At 39.9% G+C, this 20869-nt stretch carries 18 protein-coding genes and 1 tRNA gene; 14 read left to right on the forward strand and 5 right to left on the reverse strand.

Annotated elements, in window-relative coordinates:
* Window positions 1-14: 14 nt before the first annotated feature.
* Window positions 15-96: transfer RNA gene (locus QUD05_RS29895), tRNA-Leu, on the forward strand.
* Window positions 97-468: 372 nt separating this feature from the next.
* Here QUD05_RS29895 and QUD05_RS29900 read toward each other — a convergent pair.
* Window positions 469-804 carry a XisI protein gene (locus QUD05_RS29900; protein ID WP_289799234.1) on the reverse strand — a complete coding sequence of 112 codons (336 nt, stop codon included), beginning with the start codon at window positions 802-804 and terminating at the stop codon, window positions 469-471.
* Window positions 792-1208 carry a XisH family protein gene (locus QUD05_RS29905; RefSeq protein ID WP_289799235.1) on the reverse strand — a complete coding sequence of 139 codons (417 nt, stop codon included), beginning with the start codon at window positions 1206-1208 and terminating at the stop codon, window positions 792-794. The genes QUD05_RS29900 and QUD05_RS29905 overlap by 13 nt, the downstream gene beginning before the upstream one ends.
* Before the next feature lie 302 nt (window positions 1209-1510).
* Between QUD05_RS29905 and QUD05_RS29910 the strand changes: the two genes are divergently transcribed.
* The 9 genes from QUD05_RS29910 (at window position 1511) to QUD05_RS29950 (ending at window position 15306) form a co-directional block, all read left to right on the forward strand.
* Window positions 1511-2161, forward strand: coding sequence for a tetratricopeptide repeat protein (locus QUD05_RS29910; RefSeq protein WP_289799236.1), 651 nt, complete (start codon window positions 1511-1513; stop codon window positions 2159-2161).
* Window positions 2088-2750, forward strand: coding sequence for a tetratricopeptide repeat protein (locus QUD05_RS29915; protein ID WP_289799237.1), 663 nt, complete (start codon window positions 2088-2090; stop codon window positions 2748-2750). Before QUD05_RS29910 ends, QUD05_RS29915 begins: the two co-directional genes overlap by 74 nt.
* Window positions 2751-3353: 603 nt before the next feature.
* Window positions 3354-4421 carry a response regulator gene (locus QUD05_RS29920; protein ID WP_289799238.1) on the forward strand — a complete coding sequence of 356 codons (1068 nt, stop codon included), beginning with the start codon at window positions 3354-3356 and terminating at the stop codon, window positions 4419-4421.
* Between the two features lie 62 nt (window positions 4422-4483).
* Window positions 4484-4861: a response regulator transcription factor gene (locus QUD05_RS29925; protein ID WP_069071198.1), complete on the forward strand. Its 378-nt coding sequence runs from the start codon at window positions 4484-4486 to the stop codon at window positions 4859-4861.
* A 4-nt stretch (window positions 4862-4865) separates the two neighbouring features.
* The gene (locus QUD05_RS29930) at window positions 4866-5363 is read left to right on the forward strand and encodes a chemotaxis protein CheW (RefSeq protein ID WP_289799239.1); all 498 of its coding nucleotides are present in this window, start codon (window positions 4866-4868) and stop codon (window positions 5361-5363) included.
* Between the two features lie 61 nt (window positions 5364-5424).
* Complete coding sequence (locus QUD05_RS29935; protein WP_289799240.1) at window positions 5425-8235, forward strand: methyl-accepting chemotaxis protein; 2811 nt, start codon at window positions 5425-5427, stop codon at window positions 8233-8235.
* A 234-nt stretch (window positions 8236-8469) separates the two neighbouring features.
* Entirely contained in the window at window positions 8470-11514 is a 3045-nt protein-coding gene (locus QUD05_RS29940; protein ID WP_289799241.1) for a hybrid sensor histidine kinase/response regulator, read from the forward strand.
* 273 nt (window positions 11515-11787) lie between these two features.
* Window positions 11788-12228: a hypothetical protein gene (locus QUD05_RS29945; RefSeq protein ID WP_289799242.1), complete on the forward strand. Its 441-nt coding sequence runs from the start codon at window positions 11788-11790 to the stop codon at window positions 12226-12228.
* A 69-nt stretch (window positions 12229-12297) separates the two neighbouring features.
* Complete coding sequence (locus tag QUD05_RS29950; protein ID WP_289799243.1) at window positions 12298-15306, forward strand: HEAT repeat domain-containing protein; 3009 nt, start codon at window positions 12298-12300, stop codon at window positions 15304-15306.
* 548 nt (window positions 15307-15854) lie between these two features.
* On the opposite strand, the gene QUD05_RS29955 is transcribed toward QUD05_RS29950, so the two are convergent.
* Both QUD05_RS29955 and QUD05_RS29960 read right to left on the reverse strand, forming a co-directional pair.
* Window positions 15855-16163, reverse strand: coding sequence for a DUF5615 family PIN-like protein (locus tag QUD05_RS29955; protein ID WP_289800115.1), 309 nt, complete (start codon window positions 16161-16163; stop codon window positions 15855-15857).
* A 59-nt stretch (window positions 16164-16222) separates the two neighbouring features.
* The gene (locus QUD05_RS29960; RefSeq protein ID WP_289799244.1) at window positions 16223-16453 is read right to left on the reverse strand and encodes a DUF433 domain-containing protein; all 231 of its coding nucleotides are present in this window, start codon (window positions 16451-16453) and stop codon (window positions 16223-16225) included.
* A gap of 678 nt (window positions 16454-17131) precedes the next feature.
* Here QUD05_RS29960 and QUD05_RS29965 point away from each other — a divergent pair.
* On the forward strand, window positions 17132-17800 hold the full coding sequence (locus tag QUD05_RS29965; protein ID WP_289799245.1) for a PEP-CTERM sorting domain-containing protein: 669 nt from the start codon (window positions 17132-17134) through the stop codon (window positions 17798-17800).
* 133 nt (window positions 17801-17933) lie between these two features.
* On the opposite strand, the gene QUD05_RS29970 is transcribed toward QUD05_RS29965, so the two are convergent.
* A complete protein-coding gene (locus tag QUD05_RS29970) occupies window positions 17934-18218 on the reverse strand; it encodes a DUF427 domain-containing protein (protein WP_289799246.1) in 285 nt (94 codons plus the stop codon).
* A gap of 576 nt (window positions 18219-18794) precedes the next feature.
* Here QUD05_RS29970 and QUD05_RS29975 point away from each other — a divergent pair.
* From QUD05_RS29975 to QUD05_RS29985, 3 genes are all read left to right on the forward strand, one after another.
* The gene (locus tag QUD05_RS29975; RefSeq protein ID WP_289799247.1) at window positions 18795-19019 is read left to right on the forward strand and encodes a hypothetical protein; all 225 of its coding nucleotides are present in this window, start codon (window positions 18795-18797) and stop codon (window positions 19017-19019) included.
* A gap of 10 nt (window positions 19020-19029) precedes the next feature.
* Window positions 19030-19431: a hypothetical protein gene (locus QUD05_RS29980; RefSeq protein ID WP_289799248.1), complete on the forward strand. Its 402-nt coding sequence runs from the start codon at window positions 19030-19032 to the stop codon at window positions 19429-19431.
* Between the two features lie 186 nt (window positions 19432-19617).
* Window positions 19618-20850: a damage-control phosphatase ARMT1 family protein gene (locus tag QUD05_RS29985; RefSeq protein ID WP_289799249.1), complete on the forward strand. Its 1233-nt coding sequence runs from the start codon at window positions 19618-19620 to the stop codon at window positions 20848-20850.
* Window positions 20851-20869: the final 19 nt, after the last annotated feature.

Consider the following 20869-nt stretch of genomic DNA (forward strand, 5'->3'; position numbering starts at 1 on the left):
GTTAGTAAACTGATGCGGATGTGGCGAAATTGGCAGACGCGCTAGATTTAGGTTCTAGTTCCGAAAGGAGTGAAGGTTCAAGTCCTTTCATCCGCACTTAATTTATGAAAACTGCATGAGCCAACAGACTCATGCAGTTTTTGAATTAATTCATCCTCAAGTGCAAGCACGAGAGTTGATAGACATAGATTATACCGATAGATGAATATTTAGATTAAGACTTTTTAGCTGATTAGTGGATTATCGAACAGAATTCAAAAGTCAGGAGTCAGAATTCAGCAATGTTTTCTGTACGACTGGCGGTGCTTCGCAGCGTTAGCGAGTACTCGATCGTCTGAATAATCGGCGTTTTTGCACCCCCACCAAATTGAAATTTGGTAGTGCAACAATTCAGTTGCGTGTCTGAATCCCCGACTGATTGATTCTGACTCCTGAATTCAGAATAGCTGAATTCTTCTTCAATGATATTTAACCCACAGCATAATCTGTAAATTGGCGCTTAAATGGCGAATGAAAACCGATGACAATATCCTGCTTGGGGATACCTAAATTTGCTAAATCTTCTCCTACTTCATTTTCTGTCCCATTGTGTTGCAGCCAAACTTTACCATCTTTGATATCTAGATGTAAAAAACAACCATAAACACGACGTTGATTTTTCCAACCGATATTTACAAGTTGATAGTGGTGATGTTCTGTGTCAAAAATTAATTGGGTTTCAATTTCTGGATCTTGACTAGAAATTGCAGCATATTCTTGGAGAAGTTGCTGAATTATTTGTTGATATTTTTTTAGTTTATCCATTCGACAATATCCTCTGTTACAGGCTGATAAGTAATCAATTTAAGTTGATATGTTTTAATAATGTTTTGTACAAGTCTGATAGTGAAGAAGGAAGTATATGTATCGATGGGAACTGCTAAATAGAGAGTCCGATCTGGTTCTTGTTCAGATAATGCTAGTCGATAGTTAATAAATTGTCCTAAAGCTGTGTGAAATTCAGAAATTGCAGATGTTTTAAAAAAGCTTTTAATTTCAACAGCAATTTTTTCACCCTCTCTTTCTGCTGCTAGAATTCTTTCTGCACCTAAGTCTATGTACATATCCCCTAACTCGAAACTGACGGGTAAGGGATCATGGGTGATTTTCCACCCTTCCTTTTCTAGCCCTTTTTTGACTGCGTTGTGAAAGATATCTCTTGCTGGCATAATATAACATTATAAAGGATTTTCTATTTCGTAATTCGTAATTATGTAGCGATCGCATCCTCCTGTTACTGAAACTGTAAGTGGGCAATCACTTGCGGTGGGCTACGCCAACGCATTCATCAACAATTAAAGGATAATCTTAAAAACTTCAGTAGCTAGTTTTTTGTTGAATGTAGATGTAGGGGGATTAGCGATCGCCGTTAGTAAATTATCATCTGTGATAAGATTTGATACTTTTTTGGAATCTAGGGTACTGGTGTTGAAGTATTCTCATAATAAAATTGCGTCTCACGCCCTTACCTATGAACGGTCAATCATCATCAACCCCTAGAGATGGCAAATACTTGGATTTTTTGCAAGAGGTATTGCTAGCAGTCCATAACAGCAATGGCGACCCAATAATAGTACATACCATATTACAAGCAAATCTGGCTAAATTAGATTTGCATTTGGCGGATGTGCTGAAAATTCGGGCAACAGAAAAACTAGCAGAAGCACAACCAGACCAATCACTATTTGATACAGGAACAAATATTTTTACTTTCTGTAATTTACTCCTAGATTTTGTCTTGGGGAATCGTGCCGACAATATCGAAATTATTATTGCTGGTTATGAAATAGCACTAACAGCTTTTAATCGCCAAGACTTTCCTGATAGTTGGGGAAAAGTACAAACTTATCTTGGTAATGCCTATAAATCCCGTATTCACGGAGAGTATGCTAATAACTTGGAAATTGCGATCGCCTATTCTCAGGAAGCACTGACAGAATGTACTCGCGATCGTTTTCCCCAAATATGGGCTTTGTCACAACATCATCTTGGTAATGCCTATTATGAGCGTATCCGTGGGGAAAGAGCAGAGAATATAGAAACAGCCATTGTCTGTTATCAAGAAGCATTACAAAGAATATACGCGCAACGCCAATCCCTATCGCTGGAGTGTGATACTTAAGGATATGGGTGCTGCCTACAGCGATCGCATCTTGGGAGAACGAGCCGATAGTTTAGAAGCAGCAATTTCCTGTTATCAAGAATCATTAACAGAATGCACTCGCGAGCGTTTCCCCCAAGATTGGGCAGCAACACAAATTAATCTTGGTAATGCCTACAGTAACCGCATCCGTGGAGAAGAAGCCGAAAATATAGAAGCAGCAATTTCTTGTTATGAAGAAGCATTAAAAGAATCCTCGCGCGATCGCAACCCTTTGTTTTGGGGTTGGATACACATGAGTCTTGCGAAAGCCTATAATGAGCGTATTCGTGGGGAACAAGCTGACAATTTGGAAAAAGCCATTGCCTGCGGTCGAAAAGCCTTAGAAGAATGTACTCGCGATCGCTTTCCCAGACACTGGGCAATGATACAAAATAATCTTGGCATTGCCTACAGTAATCGTATTTTTGGGGAACACGCGGAGAATTTGGAAACCGCCATTGCTTGCTATCAAGAATCACTAGAAGAACGCACTCGTGAGTGCTTACCTTATGATTGGGCAAGGACACAAAATAGTCTTGGCAGTACCTACAGTAAACATCCACAGTAGGAACAATTTTGCTGTGCGATGTCTACAACGGGCTACGCCTACGCGCATTTTGGATAACCAGAAAAATTAACCTGGAGACATCAGTTAATTTCACACCTTTTCCTGGTACAGTTGCTAACCCTTCTGAATTCTGTTTTATTTTTGTCAAAAAAAATCAGTATTATCCCTGTGGTCATAACGGGAGTATTTAATTAAAAGTGGCTTCAGATAGTTCTTACTTGTTTAAAAACTAGATTTTACTTAAGTGTAAATACAGAAGTTAAAAGATATTACATTAATAAAATCAGTATTATTCCTGTGGTCAGATTGGGGTTACTCAATGGAAAGTGGCTTCATCTAGTCTTGACATTTTTATGTCTTATTTCTCGAAAGATGTTGATAAATCTCAGTAACACTAAGTAGATTAATCACAATTTACGAATTTACTAAGATTTGCTCATCTGAAAATAACGCTACTCTCGTTGAGTTTCACCACAAACCTAGATGTAAACTGATGTACTTTAAAATCCAAAAGTTTAATGCTTTTTACTTGATTTTAATTGTGGAATAACTTTACACGAGTTTAGCTTACACGTATCGAATTTTAGCTGAAGTAAAAGCAAAATGAGCACAACTCCTATAGGTAGCTACAGGTTGTTCCAGAAACTACATCCGCTATCTCTGTTGGCACAATTAACAAGTCGGCGTGCTACGGGTTGCTTAAGCGTATTTACCGGGATAGTCTCTTGGTCAATCTATCTAGAGGACGGTAAACTTACTTATGCCTCCTATTCAGATAAACTATTTGAGCGCCTTGATAGTCACTTACGGCGTTTGAGTCAGCAAATTCCTGCTCTCAACAGCGCCACTCGCGTACAGATGCGGCTGATGTTTGAGACGAAAAATGAACATCAATCAATACCAAATGCGGATTACCAAGCTATTTGTTGGTTAGTCAATCAGGACTATATTACCTCTGTGCAAGCAGGAAGCCTGATAGACGAATTGGCAAAAGAAGTAATGGAATCATTTCTATGTTTAAAAGAAGGTAGCTATGAATTCAGTCCAGAAAGCTCTTTGGACGAACAACCAAAGTTCTGTCACCTGGATTTACGGTTGCTTGTTGAACACTGTCAAAAGCAATTACGAAATCGGCAAAATATTCAGTCATCAATTCCGGCTGGTGCAAATTCCCAAGTTTTTTCTACAACACAATCGTCTCAAGTTCAGCCACATCTAAAAATAAAGCTTGGGCAAAAATTGCCAATACCAATCAATTTTGATATTCCTGAGAATAATAAAATTACTCAGCCACCTGTTGGTAAAAAACTATATACGATTGCCTGCATTGATGATAGCCAAACTGTTTTGAATTCTATCAAACACTTTTTGGATGAAAACACATTTTCAGTTGTGATGATCAACGATCCGGTAAAAGCTTTAATGCAAATTCTACGGAGTAAGCCCGATCTGATTTTGCTGGATGTTGAAATGCCAAGTTTAGATGGCTATGAGCTATGTTCTTTATTACGAAAACATTCAGCTTTTAAAAATACACCGATCGTTATGGTGACTGGTAGAACAGGATTTATCGACAGGGCAAAGGCTAAAATGGTCAGATCGTCAGGATATTTAACCAAGCCTTTTACACAATCAGAATTGCTAAAAATGGTTTTTAAGCATCTTGGTTGATTGAAATAAGGCAAATAAAAATAACAAAATATGTTTAATTTATTTTTTTAGGAGATTTAATAGTGAGCCTGACTTTGCTTGGCACAATTTTGATTGTAGAAGATTCTCCCAGTGAATTGGAATTAATGAGCCATTATCTCAAAGAGAGTGGTTACAACGTAATTAAAGCAAGTGGTGCAAAAGAGGGTTTAGAAAAAGCTGTGTTAGAAAAACCAGATGCGATCGTTACTGATGTAGTAATGCCAGAAATGAGCGGATTTGAATTGTGTCGTTCTCTGAGAAGAAATCCGATTACTGCAAAAGTGCCGATTGTGGTTTGTAGTTCTAAAAATCAAGAAATTGACCGTTTGTGGGCAATGAGACAAGGTGCAGATGCCTATATAACTAAACCTTACACCCGCGAACATCTCCTACGTACTATTAAATCAGTGGTAATTTGAATCAATGACTAGTACAAACATTACTCTTTCTTCAAAACCAATCCCGAATAATTTAGCAGATAGTTATCTGAAGTTTCAGCTAAATCAACAAACTACTGCTGTTTTATCAATGAGGCATACGCAAGAAGCAATTCTTGTGCCTGTTGAATCTATTACGTCAATACCTAATATGCCATCCTGCATATTAGGATTAATGAATTGGCGGAGTCGGATAATTTGGGTAGTTGATTTACCAAGAATGCTCAATTTAGAATCCCTAGATTATCGACTGCGACAATACAATGTGATCGTTATCCAAGTGGAATCATTGGTGTTGGGATTAGTTGTACAAGAAATAAAAGGTACAACCAAGTTCATAGTTGATGATATTCATTCTCCTATCGGACAAGTGACATCCAGTTTAGTTCCTTATTTATGTGGGTGCGTTGTGCAACAGGAAGAAATATTACTGGTATTAGATGCACAGGCGATCGCGCAATCTTCTATTCTCCGCAGTGATTAGGGTTTACTACTAAAAACAGCTTTTTAGTGTTCTTATTCACATACTTAGGAGAACTACTTTTATGTTTAATAAAACTAACACGAATCAAGGTAATAGCGCTCAAAATCGAGCATCGCTGATTTCATCTCAAAAAGCCATTGGAACTGTAGTAAAGCTACCAAATAAGCTGACTACTGAAAATGCTAATAATTCTTCTTGGAATCAGGGGATTGCCTATTTTACCAGACTGGGATTGGTTAAGAAAGCGACTATTTTAGCGATCGCAATCGGTACAATACCAGTTTTGGGCATCGGTGCGATCGCTTTTGGTTTTGCCAACAAATCCATTACTAAGCAAATTACCCAATCTCAACAAGCCGAAGCCACTGGCTTGAGTGATAAAGTTAACCGCTTCATGCTGGGACGCTACGGTGATATTCAGGTAATATCAAACTTGCTATTTTTGACAAATTCTCAAGCTAGTATTAGTACTCAAGAAAAGCAAGCAGTCTTAGATCGGGTTGTCGAAGCCTACAAAGCCTATGACAGTATTGCTGTTTTCGATCGCCAAGGTAATTTGATTGTCCAGTCTACAGGCGAACCCCTGGAAAATCAAAAAGACCGTACCTTTTTTCAAGACGCTTTACAAAAAGAAACTCCTCTCATCAGCAAACCGGAAGCAGCAAAAAATACTGGTGTCGTGAGTATTTATCTAGCTGCACCTGTGAAAGAGACAAGAACGGGTCAAACTATTGGCGTCGTACAAGCACGTATGCCCGTAAAATCTTTAGAGGAAGTTACCAAAAACTACGCAGCCAACGGACAACAATATTATTTACTCGATGCTTCAGGAACCGTTTTCTTGAGTCCCCAAAAGGAATTATTGGGGAAAGAGGCTAAGGCAGAGTATTCTAATTTACCTAAACTGTTAGCAGCTAAAAAGGTAAATAGTTTTATAGAAGTTCCGAAAACTCACAAAAAACAAGAACTAGTTAGCTATGTACCAGCTAGTACGATCGATGGCTTACCCGATCTAAATTGGCAGGTACTTTTAGCTACAGATACCGCAACTGTATTTGAGCCGCAAAGACAATTGTTGTGGATTATAGCCATCGGTACAGCAGTAACAGCATTGATTGTAGGTGCGATCGCATCTCGGTTAGCTAAACTGACTACACTACCAATTCTCAATGCAACTGCGGCATTAGCAAAACTAGGTCAAGGTAAATTTAATACCCGTCTGGAAATTGAAAGAGAAGACGAATTAGGGGTATTGAGTGCAAATATCAACCTGATGGCCGAACAATTGCAGGTCTTAGTTAAAGAACAGCAACAGGAAGTAGACGTTGAAGGGACAAAATTACTAGCAGATATTACCCTACGGATTCGGAAAGTTCTTAAAACTGAAGATATTTATCACGCCGCAGTCAAAGAAGTTCAGCGAATTCTCAAAACAGACCGGGTAATCATTTATAGTCTGAATCCAGGTACTTTGACTGGCGCTGTCGTTGCGGAATCGTTAACTGGTAATTGGCCGGAAATGCTGGGAGTGCAAATTGATGACCCTTATTTTCGGGAACATTATCTAGAAAGCGATCACAATGAACAAGTGCAAGCAGTTGCCGATATTCATCAAGACCAAAGCTTGAAAAATGCCGACGGTTACATCCAACTGTTGGAAAAATTTGCTGTCAAAGGTCATTTAATCGTACCGATTCTTGCCCAAGAAAAACTTTTAGGCTTATTAATTGCTCATCATTGCGAAACTCCTCGTGTTTGGCAACAGCCGGAAATTGACTTGTTTCAACAAATAGCAACTCAAGTCGGCTATGCCTTAGAACAAGCCAAGTTATTAGAAGAAATCGAAAAAGTCAGAAATGTAACTATAAGTGGGTCAGACGAAACACTGCAACAACAACTTTTACAACTACTCAACGACGTAGAAGGTGCAGCCAGAGGCGATTTAACAGTGCGTGCAGATGTAACCGCTGGGGAAATTGGTACTGTTGCCGACTTCTTCAACTCCATTGTCGAAAGCCTCCGGGATATTGTTACCCAAGTTAAACAAGCTGCCATCCATGTAAATAGTGCCATTGGCTCTAACGAAGGAGCCATCCGCCACCTAGCAGAAGAAGCACTCACTCAAGCTGCCGAAATCAATCGCACCCTTGATGCTGTTGACCACATGACCCAATCTATGCAGGCTGTAGCCGAAAGTGCCGAAAAAACTGCCTTCATTGCTAACCATGCTGCTCATACCGCTACCAAGAGTGGACACGCAATGGATTTGACAGTACAAAACATCCTCTCTTTGCGGGAAACTGTCGGTGAAACTGCTAAGAAAGTGAAACGTTTGGGAGAGTCTTCGCAACAAATTTCTCGCGTGGTTTCTTTGATTAATCAAATAGCGATTCAAACTAACTTGCTTGCTATTAATGCCGGTATAGAAGCAGCACGTGCGGGTGAAGAAGGTCAAGGTTTTGCCGTAGTGGCTGAAGAAGTCGGCGAACTAGCAGTCAGGAGTGCCGCCGCAACCCAAGAAATTGAACAAATTGTTGAAAATATCCAACGAGAAACCAGTGAAGTAGTGCAAGCAATGGAAATAGGTACTACCCAAGTGGTAGAAGGTACTCGAATTGTGGAGGAAGCTAAACAAAGTCTGAGTGAAATTTTGGATGTATCTTCTCAAATTGACTTCTTAGTGCAGTCGATTTCCACTGCAACTGCATCTCAGGTTGAAACATCACAAAGTGTTAGCCAATTGATGAAAGATATCGCTGCTATATCACAACGTACTAGCGATTCTTCTCGCCAAGTTTCTGAATCTCTGCAACAAACTGTGGATATTTCCCAGCAGTTGCAAGAGACTGTCGAGGCTTTCAAAGTTAGTTAAGTTTGTCATTTGTCATTTGTCCTTTGCTAGTGACGAATACTTCTCTACGAGAGGCTATGCCAACGACTACGCGGTAGTTGAATCTCGACTTCGCTCGATTTCCGCGCAGTCGAAACTCAGTACAAGTGACGAATGACCATGCAAATTTTAATTTTAGATTTTAGATTTTGGATTGAAAAAAAATCTAAAATCTAAAATCCAAAATTGATTGACCAATGACTAAGGACAAAAACCATGCTACAAGACAAAGAACTAGAAATCCAGATGCAGTTTCTGGAAGAAGCAACGGATTACTTAAATACCTTAGAAGGGGTATTGCTGGAAATCGATACTAGTAACCGCATCGATTTGGATAAAATCAATGCTGCACTCCGGGCCACTCATTCTATAAAAGGTGGCGCGGGGATGATGGGATTTAAATCGCTAAGTGATTTATCTCACCGTCTGGAAGATTCCTTTAAAGTTTTAAAAACTAAAAAAAATTCTTTAGAAATTGATACTCAGTTGCAAAGTTTATTGCTATCTGGAGTTGATTGGCTGCGTCAAATTGTCGAATTGCTTGCAGAAGGGAATGTTGTCGAAGATCAGTGGTTAGCAACTTTTTGTTATCCCATCTTCGATGAGTTGCACGATCGCTTGGGCGACCCCACCCCAGAAGATGCCTCAACTATGCTATCCCCAGAGGACGGGCAAGACGTTATCCCTTTGCTATTTGCCACAGAAGTAGAAGAGTGTTTGCAGCGTCTAGAATCTATCTTGGCAGATAGCGAACAAGCCGGATTGCATGAAGAAATTGCAATCCTGGCAGCTGAATTAGGCGGTTTGGGTGAAATGCTCCAGTTGCCAGCTTTTAGCAAGCTTTGTCAGTCGGTAACGCAGCACTTGGAAACTGTTAGTAGCGATCGCATTCCCGAAATTGCCCAATTAGCATTGCAAGCATGGCGGCGATCGCAAGCTTTGGTGCTGACGAATCAGCTAGATAGCTTACCTACAGAAATTGACTTGAGTAGTTCTACGCAATCTCTGCCGCTATTACCAGCAGAAGTGATACCACAACTTCTCCCTACAGATGTCCTCGACACAGAAGTAGCGTCAACAGCGATTTGGCAAGCAGAGATAACTCCAGAAACTTGGGTTAAAGATGAAGAGTTGGCGCAGCCCACCGCAGGTATCGCAGCCAATTTTACATTTGTAGATGCAGAATTTGCCGATGATGTAAATGCTGTCAATGTCACTGAACACAATACAATATTTGCTAAAGAAGAAAATCCCCCAGATGCCAAACTGAGCGAAGGTAAAGGAGAGCCAGTTGCCGTTGCTAAAGAAAGAGAAATTCATGAAAATAGCGTTCGAGTTCCTAGCAAACAGCTAGAGCAAATTAATGATTTATTTGGCGAACTAATTGTTCAGCGAAATGGCTTAAACTCGCAATTAGAAAGATTACGCAAACTCGTTCGCAACCTCAACCAGCGAGTCCAAATTCTCGACCGCGAAAACCAGGAATTACGTATAGTTTCTGACAAAATTTCCACTCAAGCTACCATGTTTAATGGGGCGCATCTACAAGCTGAAAATGGCCACCAAGTAGAAGGTACAAACACAGAATTTGATGCCTTAGAAATGGATCGCTATAACGAATTAAACCTGCGATCGCAGGAAGTTATGGAAACCATTGTTCAGGTACAGGAAGTCACAACAGATGTGCAACTCAGTGTAGATGATACAGATCATATTGCTCGTAAACTAAACAAAACATCGAAACAATTACAAACCAAGCTAAATCACATCCGAATGCGGCCGCTTTCCGATTTAATCGAACGTTTTCCCAGAGCTTTACGCGATTTAAATGTCGAGTATGGCAAAAATGTTCAGTTAAAAATTGAAGGTGGCAACACTTTAATTGAACGCAGCATTTTAGAAGCTTTAAACGAACCTTTAATGCACCTATTAAGGAATGCTTTCGATCATGGTATCGAAGACTCTGCCACGCGTCGCCTTTTGGGGAAACCAGAACAAGGATTAATTGAAATTACAGCTACTCACCGCAGCAATCGCACCATTATCACTATCCGTGATGATGGTTGGGGCATTTCTCTGGAGAAAATTCGCACCCGCGCCTTAGCTATGGGATTAGATGCTTCTCTACTCGCTAATGCTAGTGATGAAGAACTATTATCACTAATTTTTGAACCAGGGTTTACCACCTCCGAACAAGTCACAGCATTATCTGGTCGCGGTGTCGGTATGGATGTGGTTCGCAACAACCTCAAACTAATTCGAGGAGATGTGAAAGTTGATACGGAACCAGGAGTTGGTACTACCTTCACCTTATCACTACCCTTTACACTTTCCGTTGCACGAGTTCTGCTGGTAGAAATCAATAAAATTCTATTAGCATTTCCCACAGATGTCATTTCAGAAATATCTTTGCTTCAAGACGAGCGAGTTTTTGAAATGGCTGGTAGCGAAGTTTTAAATTGGCAAGGAACCATGCTGCCACTGATTCGCTTAACTCGTTATTTAGAGTTTAATTGCCTACGCTACGATAGCGCAGAGTTAGAAATTCCGGCAGCTATTAGTACTAACAGTGTGTTAGTAGTCAAAGGTAATAATCAGCCAGTAGCCATCCAAATAGATCGTTGCTGGGGCGAACAAGAAGTTGCGATTCGCCAAGTTGAAGGGAATATACCTTTACCTGAAGGCTTTAGCAACTGCACAATTCTCGGAGATGGTCGAGTCGTGCCACTAGTTAATGTTAATGAGTTGCTGTATTGGATTGCTACAAATAAAAAGACTCCTAGAGGTACTCAATTACCATCAGCAAGGTTAAAAACACCGTTCCTGATATTTGATGAAGAGAAACTGTCAGCAGCATCTATTAAGCAGAAAGGCACAATTTTAATCGTAGATGACTCGATTAATGTTCGCCGCTTTTTAGCCCTGACCCTTGAAAAAGGAGGGTATCAAGTAGAGCAAGCTAAAGATGGTCAAGATGCCTTAGAAAAACTTCATAGTGGATTGAAGGTTGAGGCAGTAATTTGTGATATTGAAATGCCGCGCCTTGATGGCTATGGCTTTTTAGGTAAGGTAAATTCAGACGTTGATACAAAAAATATTCCAGTTGCAATGCTGACTTCTCGTAGCAGCAATAAACATCGGCAACTAGCTATGCAATTGGGGGCGCGGGCTTACTTTTCTAAACCTTATAACGAACAAGAATTACTCCAAACGCTGGAGGAAATAATCCGTAATGTGGCAGAAAAAGCAGCTTCTAATTGATAATTAATAATTAGGTTTAATATATTTTTTTATGGTGCGTTATGCCAAAGGCTAACGCACCGTTTGTTTTATAATGCCTTGGCGATTATAAATCGCGGCTACACAGACTTGTGTTGAGCGGAGTCGAAATACAAAACCCGCACTTCGACTAGGCTCAGTGACCACCTGCGCGGGTTAAAAAACTGAGTTATATCAGTAATCGCCTAGCTTTTGCGTCATACTATTTATGTCAATTGAAATAATTTCTACATAAACTCAATTTGTAGTGAATTTATGGTAACTGTAACATTGACGGCTGTTGCTACTGCGATCGCTACTACACTTTGGACTAAAGCACAGGAGAAAATCGGCGAAAATATTGGTGATGCTACATGGACGCTAAGTAGCAAGTTAATAGAAAAGCTCCGCCAAAAGAATAAATCGCCATTACTCACCAGTGCTGTAGACGGAAATGAACCGCAGCGTTTAGATTATGGTCAAGCAGTGCTAGAACTGAAAGCAGCAGCAGACGCAGACTCAGAAATTGCTCAAGCTGTTGTAAAAGTGGAAGCAGCAGCAAAAGCAGAGCCAAAACTCACTCAAAAAATTCAAGAAATCGAAGATACCCTCAAGTCTCAACAGCCAACTATTCAAAATCTGACGCAGCTAGCAGAAAAAATTGGGGTTGTAAATCAAGGACAGATAAATAACCAAACTAATAACTTCACCTTTTGACTACAGTCGTCTCAAGGGGAGGATGGGACAAAGTTAACTCCCGATGACTGGCGTAAAATCTGCCGTGAAATGCTGGCAGAACGGCGAAAGCTGACTACAAATCCTCTGACATCAACTGAAGGAGTCGCTCTGCAAGTTGATGATGTTTACGTACCACTAGGATTAGTTGAGCGCAAAAAACCATCCAAGCCTCAAGGTGATATTTCTCCAGAACAGGGTTCAGAACTGTACAAGGAGACAGAAATCACCAAAACATTTGAGCATGATGCTTTTCTTGAAGAAGTTCTCAAACAGCAGAAAACGCCTAAAAGTAAAGGTAAGCGAATTACGATTATTGGCGAACCAGGAGCAGGAAAGACAACACTATTACAGCAGATTGCTGATTGGGTATCTCATGAGATTGACCAATCGATTGTCATTTGGGTATCTTTAGCAGATTTGCGACAGAAGGAACTAAAATCTTATCTGTTTGAAATTTGGTTAACTCAGGTTGCTGAAAAAACAGGTAAAGCTGAACCCACTGAGCAACTGAAGAATGATTTGGTTGCTCTATTTAATCAAAATAATGTCTGGCTGCTGCTAGATGGGTTAGATGAAATGTCTGCATCTTCAGGTAATCCTCTCACAGAAATTGCACGACAATTCCGTGAAGTCAGGTTAATTTCTCAAGCGCGAATTGTGCTGACCTGTCGGGTTAATCTGTGGGATGGCAGCACTAATGCACTTGATGATTTTGATACCTATCGCAGTTTAGATTTTTCTTATCCACAACAGGTAGAGAAATTTATTCATAAATGGTTCGCTGCTAATCGAGAAAAAGGGGAGCAGTTATGTACTGCGTTGAAAGAATTAGGTAAGGAACGGATTCAGGATTTAGTGAAAAATCCTCTGCGGTTGACACTGCTGTGTTTGAATTGGCAATCAGGAAAAGGTAAATTACCGGATACTCAAGCGGGACTCTATCAGCAATTTGTAGATGACTTCTACAAGTGGAAAAAAGATGAATTTGCTACAACATCTGAACAGCGTCAGCAACTCAATTTCAAATTAGGCGAATTAGCTAAAGAAGCAATAGACAAAGAAACAACCCGTTTTCGGTTGCGGGAGAATTTTGTTAGTCAGTTTTTGGGGAATGCTGATGACGAAAAGTCGCTGCTGAAATTGGCTCTAAATCGCGGCTGGTTGAACTGTGTCGGGATAGATCCGAATAGAAAACCTGTTTACGCTTTCTTTCATGCTTCATTTCAAGAGTACTTTGCTGCTATAGCAATTGATGACTGGCATTTTTTTCTTAACCTTGTTCCTAAAAATCTCAGTCAAGGAACTTATCGTATCTTTGAAGCGCAATGGAAGCAGACAATATTACTTTGGTTGGGACGAGAAGAAGAAAATCTCAAACAGCAAAAGCAACAGTTTATCGATGCTTTAGTTAGTTTTAAATATGGATGTCGAAAATTTTATAAATATCGTGCCTATTTTTTAGCCGCCGCAGGAATTGTAGAGTTTAGAGATTATTTTAAAGCAGATGAAATAGTAACACAAATTTTAAAGTGGATAATTTATAGTCCGAGTCCAATCAAAGAGGAAGCTAGGTCAGCACTGCAACAAACGGGCCGCACAAAAGCGATCGCCGCCTTGGTGCAACTGCTGCAATCAATTACTGTGTTTGACTCCACCCGTATACAGGCAGCATCAAGCTTAGGGGAGATCGACCCTGGCAATGAAATTGCGATCGCAGCTTTGGAACAACTGTTGCAATCAATTACTGTGTTTGACTCTACCCGTATACAGGCAGCAAAAAGCTTAGGGAAAATCGACCCTGGTAATAAAATAGCGATTGCCGCCTTGGTGAAACTGCTGCAATCAACTACTGTGGCTGGCGAGACCCGTTGGCAGATCGCATTAAGTTTAGCGCTAATTTGCACAGGCACAGGCAATGAAATAGCGATCGCCGCCTTGGTGCAACTGCTGCAATCAACTACTGTGGATGACTCCACCCGTATGGTGGCAGTATGTAGCTTAGCGCTAATTGGCACTGGCACAGGCAATGAAATTGTGATTGCCACCTTAGTGCAACTGCTGCAATCAACTACTGTGGATGACTCCATCCGTAAGCAGGCAGCATTAAACTTAGCGCTAATCGGCACTGGCAATGAAATAGCGATCGCTGCCTTGGTGCAACTGCTGCAATCAACTACTATGGATGACTTCACCCGTAAAGAGGCAGCATCTATCTTAGGGAAAATTGACCCTGGCAATGAAATAGCGAGCGCAGCTTTGGTGCAACTGCTGCAATCAACTACTGTGGATGATTCCACCCGTTGGCGGGCAGTATCAAGCTTAGGGCAAATCGGCACTGGCAATGAAATAGCGATCGCCGCTTTGGTGCAACTGCTGCAATCAACTACTGTGGATGACTTCACTCGTAAGCAGGTAGCAGAAAGCTTAGGGCAAATCGGCACTGGCAATGAAATAGCGATCGCCGCTTTGGTGCAACTGCTGCAATCAACTACTGTGGATGACTTCACTCGTAAGCAGGTAGCAGAAAGCTTAGGGCAAATCGGCACTGGCAATGAAATAGCGATCGCAGCTTTGGTGCAACTGCTGCAATCAACTACTGTGGATGATTCCACCCGTTGGCGGGCAGTATCAAGCTTAGGGCAAATCGGCACTGGCAATGAAATAGCGATCGCAGCTTTGGTGCAACTGCTGCAATCAACTACTGTGGATGACTTCACTCGGAAGCAGGTAGCAGAAAGCTTAGGGCAAATCGGCACTGGCAATGAAATTGCGATCGCCGCCTTGGTTCAACTGCTGCAATCAACTACTGTGGATGACTACACTCGTAGGCAGGCAGCATCAAGCTTAGGGGAAATTATACAGGATAATCAGCATCGCATTGCGTTAGTCAAAGCTTTAAGTGGTTATCGGCAATTGAATGGTGAATACTACGATTTAGCCTGGAAATGTGCCCAGAATATGCCTTACCCCGATTTCTATCAAGCTTGGCATCAACATAATATTGCTACTCGTGCCATGCAAAGCTTAAAGAAAATCCTTTTCACAAGAATAATTTAAGTACTTTTGCGGCAGCGACGTTACAAATATTTGTCCGTTGGTAACAATAGCTTGTGCATTCGTTACCAACACAGAAGCGGACGTTAAGAATAAAGTTGTTGTCTTTACCACAGCTTGTGTATTTGTTACAAACGCACAAGCGGACATTACTAATGAAGTTATTGTAGTTACTACAGCTTGTTCATTTGCAGCAAACGCTTATGTTGTTGTTACTACAGCTTAAACAAAACTTATATATGAAGTTATTGTAGTTACTACAGCTTGTTCATTTGCAGCAAACGCTTATGTTGTTGTTACTACAGCTTAAACAAAACTTATATATGAAGTTATTGTAGTTACTACAGCTTGTTCATTTGCAGCAAATGCTTATATTGTAGTTACTACAGCTTAAGCAAAACTTATATATGAGGTTATTGTAGTTACTACAGCTTGTTCATTTGTAGCAAATGCTTATATTGTAGTTACTACAGCTTAGGCAAAACTTATAAATACAAGTCTTATATTATTAATAACGCAACTCAGATTCACAACGTAGTCAAAGTTCCCGGCTATTCACGTCTAATTGGTAAAATACGCACCCTTGATTGAGCTTGGTCAATAGTGACTAATGCGCCTGACTCTAGTAACGACTCAAACTGATTCAGGGCTGAAATGACTAGATTTTCGATACTGTTTGGCAAAATATCCTGAGCGCGAACTTGAATTACACTGGGGGTATCAGCACCTGTTGCAGCCAACAAAGTACCAAAGTCTAAATCGTGAGTAAAGACGATATAACTGTTAGTTCTTGCCCACTCCATAATGATTGCATCTTTCTCACGGGGGTTGCCAATAGTAGACCAGTGGACAGACGAAATATTGTACCTCTAAAAAACCGCAACCCAATCAGGGGAAAGGTTCATATCAATCAAAATTTTTATGCACTTTTTAGAGGAACTTCAATTTCTTCAACTCGCCATGCAGCATAGGCAAGTGCCTCATAAATATCAGCTTCTTCGAGGTAAGGATATGCTTTAAGAATATCGCTATTGGTATGTCCAGATGCCATTAACCCAACGATAGTACCAACAGTAACACGTATTCCTCGAATGCAGGGTTTACCACCCATCACTTCTGGATTGCGGGTAATTCTGGTGAGATTTTGCATGGTTGTTGCCTCGCTATGTGGAGTTATTAGATTGAAGAATTATAAATAACTGCGTCCATTTTTTCTATTATCTGATCTTTCACGTTAAGCATTAGATGGGAAGCAATGCGATAAACATACATTTTACCTTTCTGTGATGGGCTATGTCCTGCATTTTACTTATGGTATTTTGCCACACCCTAGCAACCGCTCGTTTTTGCGATAAGACTGATTCTGTGAAGTTGCTGTCTGTTGCTCAAGATATATATTGTCAATTTTCTGCCATGCACTACACAAGGAAAACCCCTGTTATTAGACTTCTTGCATAAATCAGATTGTAACTATCAAACATGTAAGTGTATCATTATTCTCTACGGCTTTGCGATTCTGCGTGAACTTTAAAACTCTTGCTTTCAAATATTCGTGCAAGAGGTCTACTGTACCTGTATCTCAACTTTGGCAAGGTATTGATGCAGAGTAAACTACCTTTTTTTAAGCAGCAACATTAAGGAGAATAGACTCGCTTCCTAAAATCCCAGGACAGAAAATGCTAAGATTCCAATCAAATATGGCATTTGCACAGCTATGACAACCACGCTGCACAAATCAATCTTTTTAGCAGAGTTCCTCAAACTGCCAGAAACAAGATTAATATCCGAGATTTTTTTAATTTTGAAAAATTAATCCGAGGATTTTTAGGTGATAAAAAACAATAAAAAAAAGGCTATCGCTCAAGCTATTTCCACAACCGTTGCTCTGGGTTGGATGATAATGGAAGTGGAATCAGTACAAGCTGCTACCTTGACGGCGGCTCTCGATAGCATCACTATCGGCGGCAATTTAACTATCTCTACTGATAAACTCTATATTAAGGGTGGTAGCAAGAATTCAGGAGCAGCAGGCACCCTAACTATTACAACCAATGCTCTTACAGTCAGACCCGGTGCTATTATATCGAAACCAGTACCCCAACCAAGCGCGATCGCTGCTGGTAGCAATCATTCAGGATTAGGAGGTAACATAACTCTTACAATCCCTGACCTTATTATATTGAAACCAGTACGCAAACCAAGCGCGATCGCTGATGATAGCAATAATAATTCAGGAGCAGGAGGTAACATAACTCTTACAACCTCTAACCTGATTTTGAGAAGAGTGCCTGAAACAAGTGCGATCGCTGCTGGTAATATTAATTCAGGATCAGCAGGCAACATAACTATCAACTCTGGTACTTTGATATTGAACCCTGGTGCTATTCTATCGAAACCAGTACCCGAACCAAGTGCGATCGCTGGTATTATACTTGCTGGTAGTCTGACTTGGCTGGTGAAGAGAAAGCAAGTAGTATTTCGCAAGGCGAAAGTATAATTACTTATTCAAACAAGTTTGTAGATGAAATAGTTTAAATAATTAGCCCGTTTGTGCGGGCTAATTATTTAATGGGCAATTAGTTGGACATAATATTAATTACCTGAAACTAAAATAATTCCAGGAACCTTTCTTAAGCCTCGACTTTTACACCCTTCCAGAAGGCCACATAACCTTCAATATTCTTAGCCTTCTCCTTGGTACTGGGATAATACCAAGCAGCATCTTTATTGGTTTGCCCCTCAACTTCGATACTGTAGTAACTGGCAACACCTTTCCAAGGACAAGTAGTGTGGGTGTTACTTTCAGTAAAGTACTGCTTGTTAATGGTGTCAACAGGGAAATAATGGTTTCCCTCGACAACTACAGTATTATCACTCTCGGCTAAAACAACTCCATTCCAAATTGCTTTCGGCATAAATGACTTTGTAAATAAACTATACATATAACATTTTGACACTATCAGCTTATTTGTAGTGAATTTATGGAACCGTGACGCTGCCAAAATAGTTCAGAAGTCATGAAGAGGCAATGAGTTACAGGATTTCCCTCTAGATATTAATTACAATCACTTTTATTTATCAATTTGAAAATTAAAAGCATTTGCTTACATCATAAAGATTTTCTAGCATATTGGTATGGAAAGTTTATTAGCCAAAACAAAGTTAAATTTCGGTTGATAGCCTCGAAGCAAAAAATATCTAAATATGTGAGTAAGCTATGCCTGCGGTGAGCGACGCTAACGCACTTTCTAGAAATGCTCGTCAGCTAAAGATTTTATTTAACATATTTTACATCTTTTAAGTTCTGACTAAAACTGCTCAGAATGTTCAATTTCTCCAATTTGGGGGAATTTGACTAACCCGTTTGAGTAATTAACAAATCAACTTATCAAATGAACCGATCCTAAAAGGTTGAGATTAATAAAAAAGTGGACTCTATTACTAGAGAATACTGATTGCAATTGCATTTTGTTCTAATTGAGGATAACTCTATGAAATTCACAAACTCGTTAAAATCTGCACATATTATTGCTTGGATTAACTCTATGCCTAAAATCACTTGCCTTAATCAAGCCAAAAATCACAATATTCCATCAATAAACACAGCCGTAAACTCTGATACTTCCTTTAGCTATTCCAAGAATGCCAATTATCTCAAACCTTTTGATACTGCTTCTATTGCCTATTACATGATGGGTTTTGGTAATTTTGAATAAGGATAAAATCATGAAATTCACAACTTTGCTCAATTCTGCACTTATCATTACTTCTATGGCTTTTATGCCGATAATTGCTGGCGCTCAAACAGTTAATACCAATAATGGTGGTAAACAAATAAATACAGATGTCAACTCTAATACTTTACCTAAAAATCCTACAGATACTAAATATCTGCAACCCTTTAATATTGCCTTTCTCGCTTATCAAGGTTATTTAAGAGAGCAGGGTATTCCCAGTGGGGGCACTTTGTTATTCAGATACCAAACCGGATACTTGACTGCAAAAGATGTGGTTAAGGCTGCTATCAGGGCTAATAAGTTACCAGCGGAAGTTTTGAACGATCGAGGTTACGTCAACGCAGTCGAGTTACAGATGAAATCATTTGGCGATATTAATGATTCACAATAGACAATTTAGGAGTGCTGAAATCCAGCTTTGCGTCTCCCTATAACTCTAGACACGATAAATCGCCGTCTCTACAATAATCAGTCTTTCGTCTTGACGGCGATTTGTGCCACTTTTGAGTTGATTAAATTTGAAAGAAAGTCGCATACGGAGTTAAAATAACTGAAAAGATGAGGAAAATCAAAGTTTGTGGCGAATATATCCCACATCCCCAAATTACCCATACCACCGTCTCTTTTGGGGTCAGAAGTTGGTTCTTTTACTGAGTATACAGTTACTCAACGAATGCCTGCGATCGCTCGCAAAGTTATCGCTGAAAATAATTTCTCGTTTGAAATTAATACTAGCTTAGAAAACCTAGCTAGAGAATTGCCAGCAGGATATGTGCAACCTCTTTTTGATAAGACTGCTGTAGATTTTTCAGCCTGGAATACATATTTAGAATTATACAAAGGTCAGCGTTGGCTAGATGTTCCTTGGTTTTTTGCCGAAACTTATTTTTTTCGGCTAATACTAGAAATTACTAATTATTTTTGCCCTGGTGTCTGGCAAGGTGTCGATCCATTTGAGTTACAAAAGTCTCAAAGTTTAGAAGCATCTTTAGATTCGATTATTCTATTGTGCGATCGGGCTAACAATTGGTTAAATAATTCCCAACTGAAGGGAGAATCAAATCAAACAGCTTTAATCGCACTGTTATATTTTGCTTTGTGGGGAAATCGAGTTGACTTGAGTTTATGGTCAGCATCCGAGAGCGATCGCAGTCGTTTTGATATTCAAACCCAACTAGCTCATATCTTAGTAAATGATGCCTCCCAAGTCACGGAATTATTAACCAATTCTCAAGGGGGACGGATTGATTTTGTTGTAGACAATGCTGGTTTTGAACTTGTTTGTGATTTATTTTTAGTGGATTTTTTATTAAGTAGCGGATTGGCTAATCGGGTTTATCTACACTTAAAGCCACATCCGACTTTTGTATCTGATGCCATGATTAAGGATGTACATGACACAATAAGTTTTTTAGCCGCTACTGGAAATCAACAACTTACATCCTTTACCCAAAGACTGCAAAACAATATTGCATCAGGGCGTTTAGTACTATCTGAAGATTACTTTTGGACATCACCTTTAGCCTTTTGGGAAATACCCAACTCCCTCAAAAATGAGTTAGCCAATGCGAGTTTGGTTATAGTCAAAGGAGATGCCAATTATCGCCGATTACTAGGCGATCGCCATTGGAATTTTAGCACCAACATTGCAGATATAGTCTGCTACCTACCCGTGCCAATGGTAGCTCTACGCACCCTAAAGTCAGAAGTAGCAGTTGGTTTAAAACCAGAAGTTATTGAGAAAGTAGCAAAATCTGACTCTTCTTGGTTGACAAATGGACAGTGGGGTGTGATTCAGTTGGTGATTTAGGCAATTTTGAAAAATCGAG

The sequence above is a fragment of the Nostoc sp. GT001 genome, assembly GCF_030382115.1.
Classification (GTDB): domain Bacteria; phylum Cyanobacteriota; class Cyanobacteriia; order Cyanobacteriales; family Nostocaceae; genus Nostoc.

What these genes read in the sequence shown, in the direction of transcription:
- QUD05_RS29940 (WP_289799241.1), top strand. Translation starts at nt 8,470, where the DNA reads ATGCTACAAGACAAAGAACTAGAAATCCAGATGCAGTTTCTGGAAGAA.
- QUD05_RS29920 (WP_289799238.1), top strand. Translation starts at nt 3,354, where the DNA reads ATGAGCACAACTCCTATAGGTAGCTACAGGTTGTTCCAGAAACTACAT.
- QUD05_RS29970 (WP_289799246.1), bottom strand. Translation starts at nt 18,218, where the DNA reads ATGCCGAAAGCAATTTGGAATGGAGTTGTTTTAGCCGAGAGTGATAAT.
- QUD05_RS29935 (WP_289799240.1), top strand. Translation starts at nt 5,425, where the DNA reads ATGTTTAATAAAACTAACACGAATCAAGGTAATAGCGCTCAAAATCGA.
- QUD05_RS29980 (WP_289799248.1), top strand. Translation starts at nt 19,030, where the DNA reads ATGAAATTCACAACTTTGCTCAATTCTGCACTTATCATTACTTCTATG.
- QUD05_RS29905 (WP_289799235.1), bottom strand. Translation starts at nt 1,208, where the DNA reads ATGCCAGCAAGAGATATCTTTCACAACGCAGTCAAAAAAGGGCTAGAA.
- QUD05_RS29950 (WP_289799243.1), top strand. Translation starts at nt 12,298, where the DNA reads ATGCTGGCAGAACGGCGAAAGCTGACTACAAATCCTCTGACATCAACT.
- QUD05_RS29945 (WP_289799242.1), top strand. Translation starts at nt 11,788, where the DNA reads ATGGTAACTGTAACATTGACGGCTGTTGCTACTGCGATCGCTACTACA.
- QUD05_RS29910 (WP_289799236.1), top strand. Translation starts at nt 1,511, where the DNA reads ATGAACGGTCAATCATCATCAACCCCTAGAGATGGCAAATACTTGGAT.
- QUD05_RS29975 (WP_289799247.1), top strand. Translation starts at nt 18,795, where the DNA reads ATGAAATTCACAAACTCGTTAAAATCTGCACATATTATTGCTTGGATT.
- QUD05_RS29960 (WP_289799244.1), bottom strand. Translation starts at nt 16,453, where the DNA reads ATGCAAAATCTCACCAGAATTACCCGCAATCCAGAAGTGATGGGTGGT.
- QUD05_RS29930 (WP_289799239.1), top strand. Translation starts at nt 4,866, where the DNA reads ATGACTAGTACAAACATTACTCTTTCTTCAAAACCAATCCCGAATAAT.
- QUD05_RS29900 (WP_289799234.1), bottom strand. Translation starts at nt 804, where the DNA reads ATGGATAAACTAAAAAAATATCAACAAATAATTCAGCAACTTCTCCAA.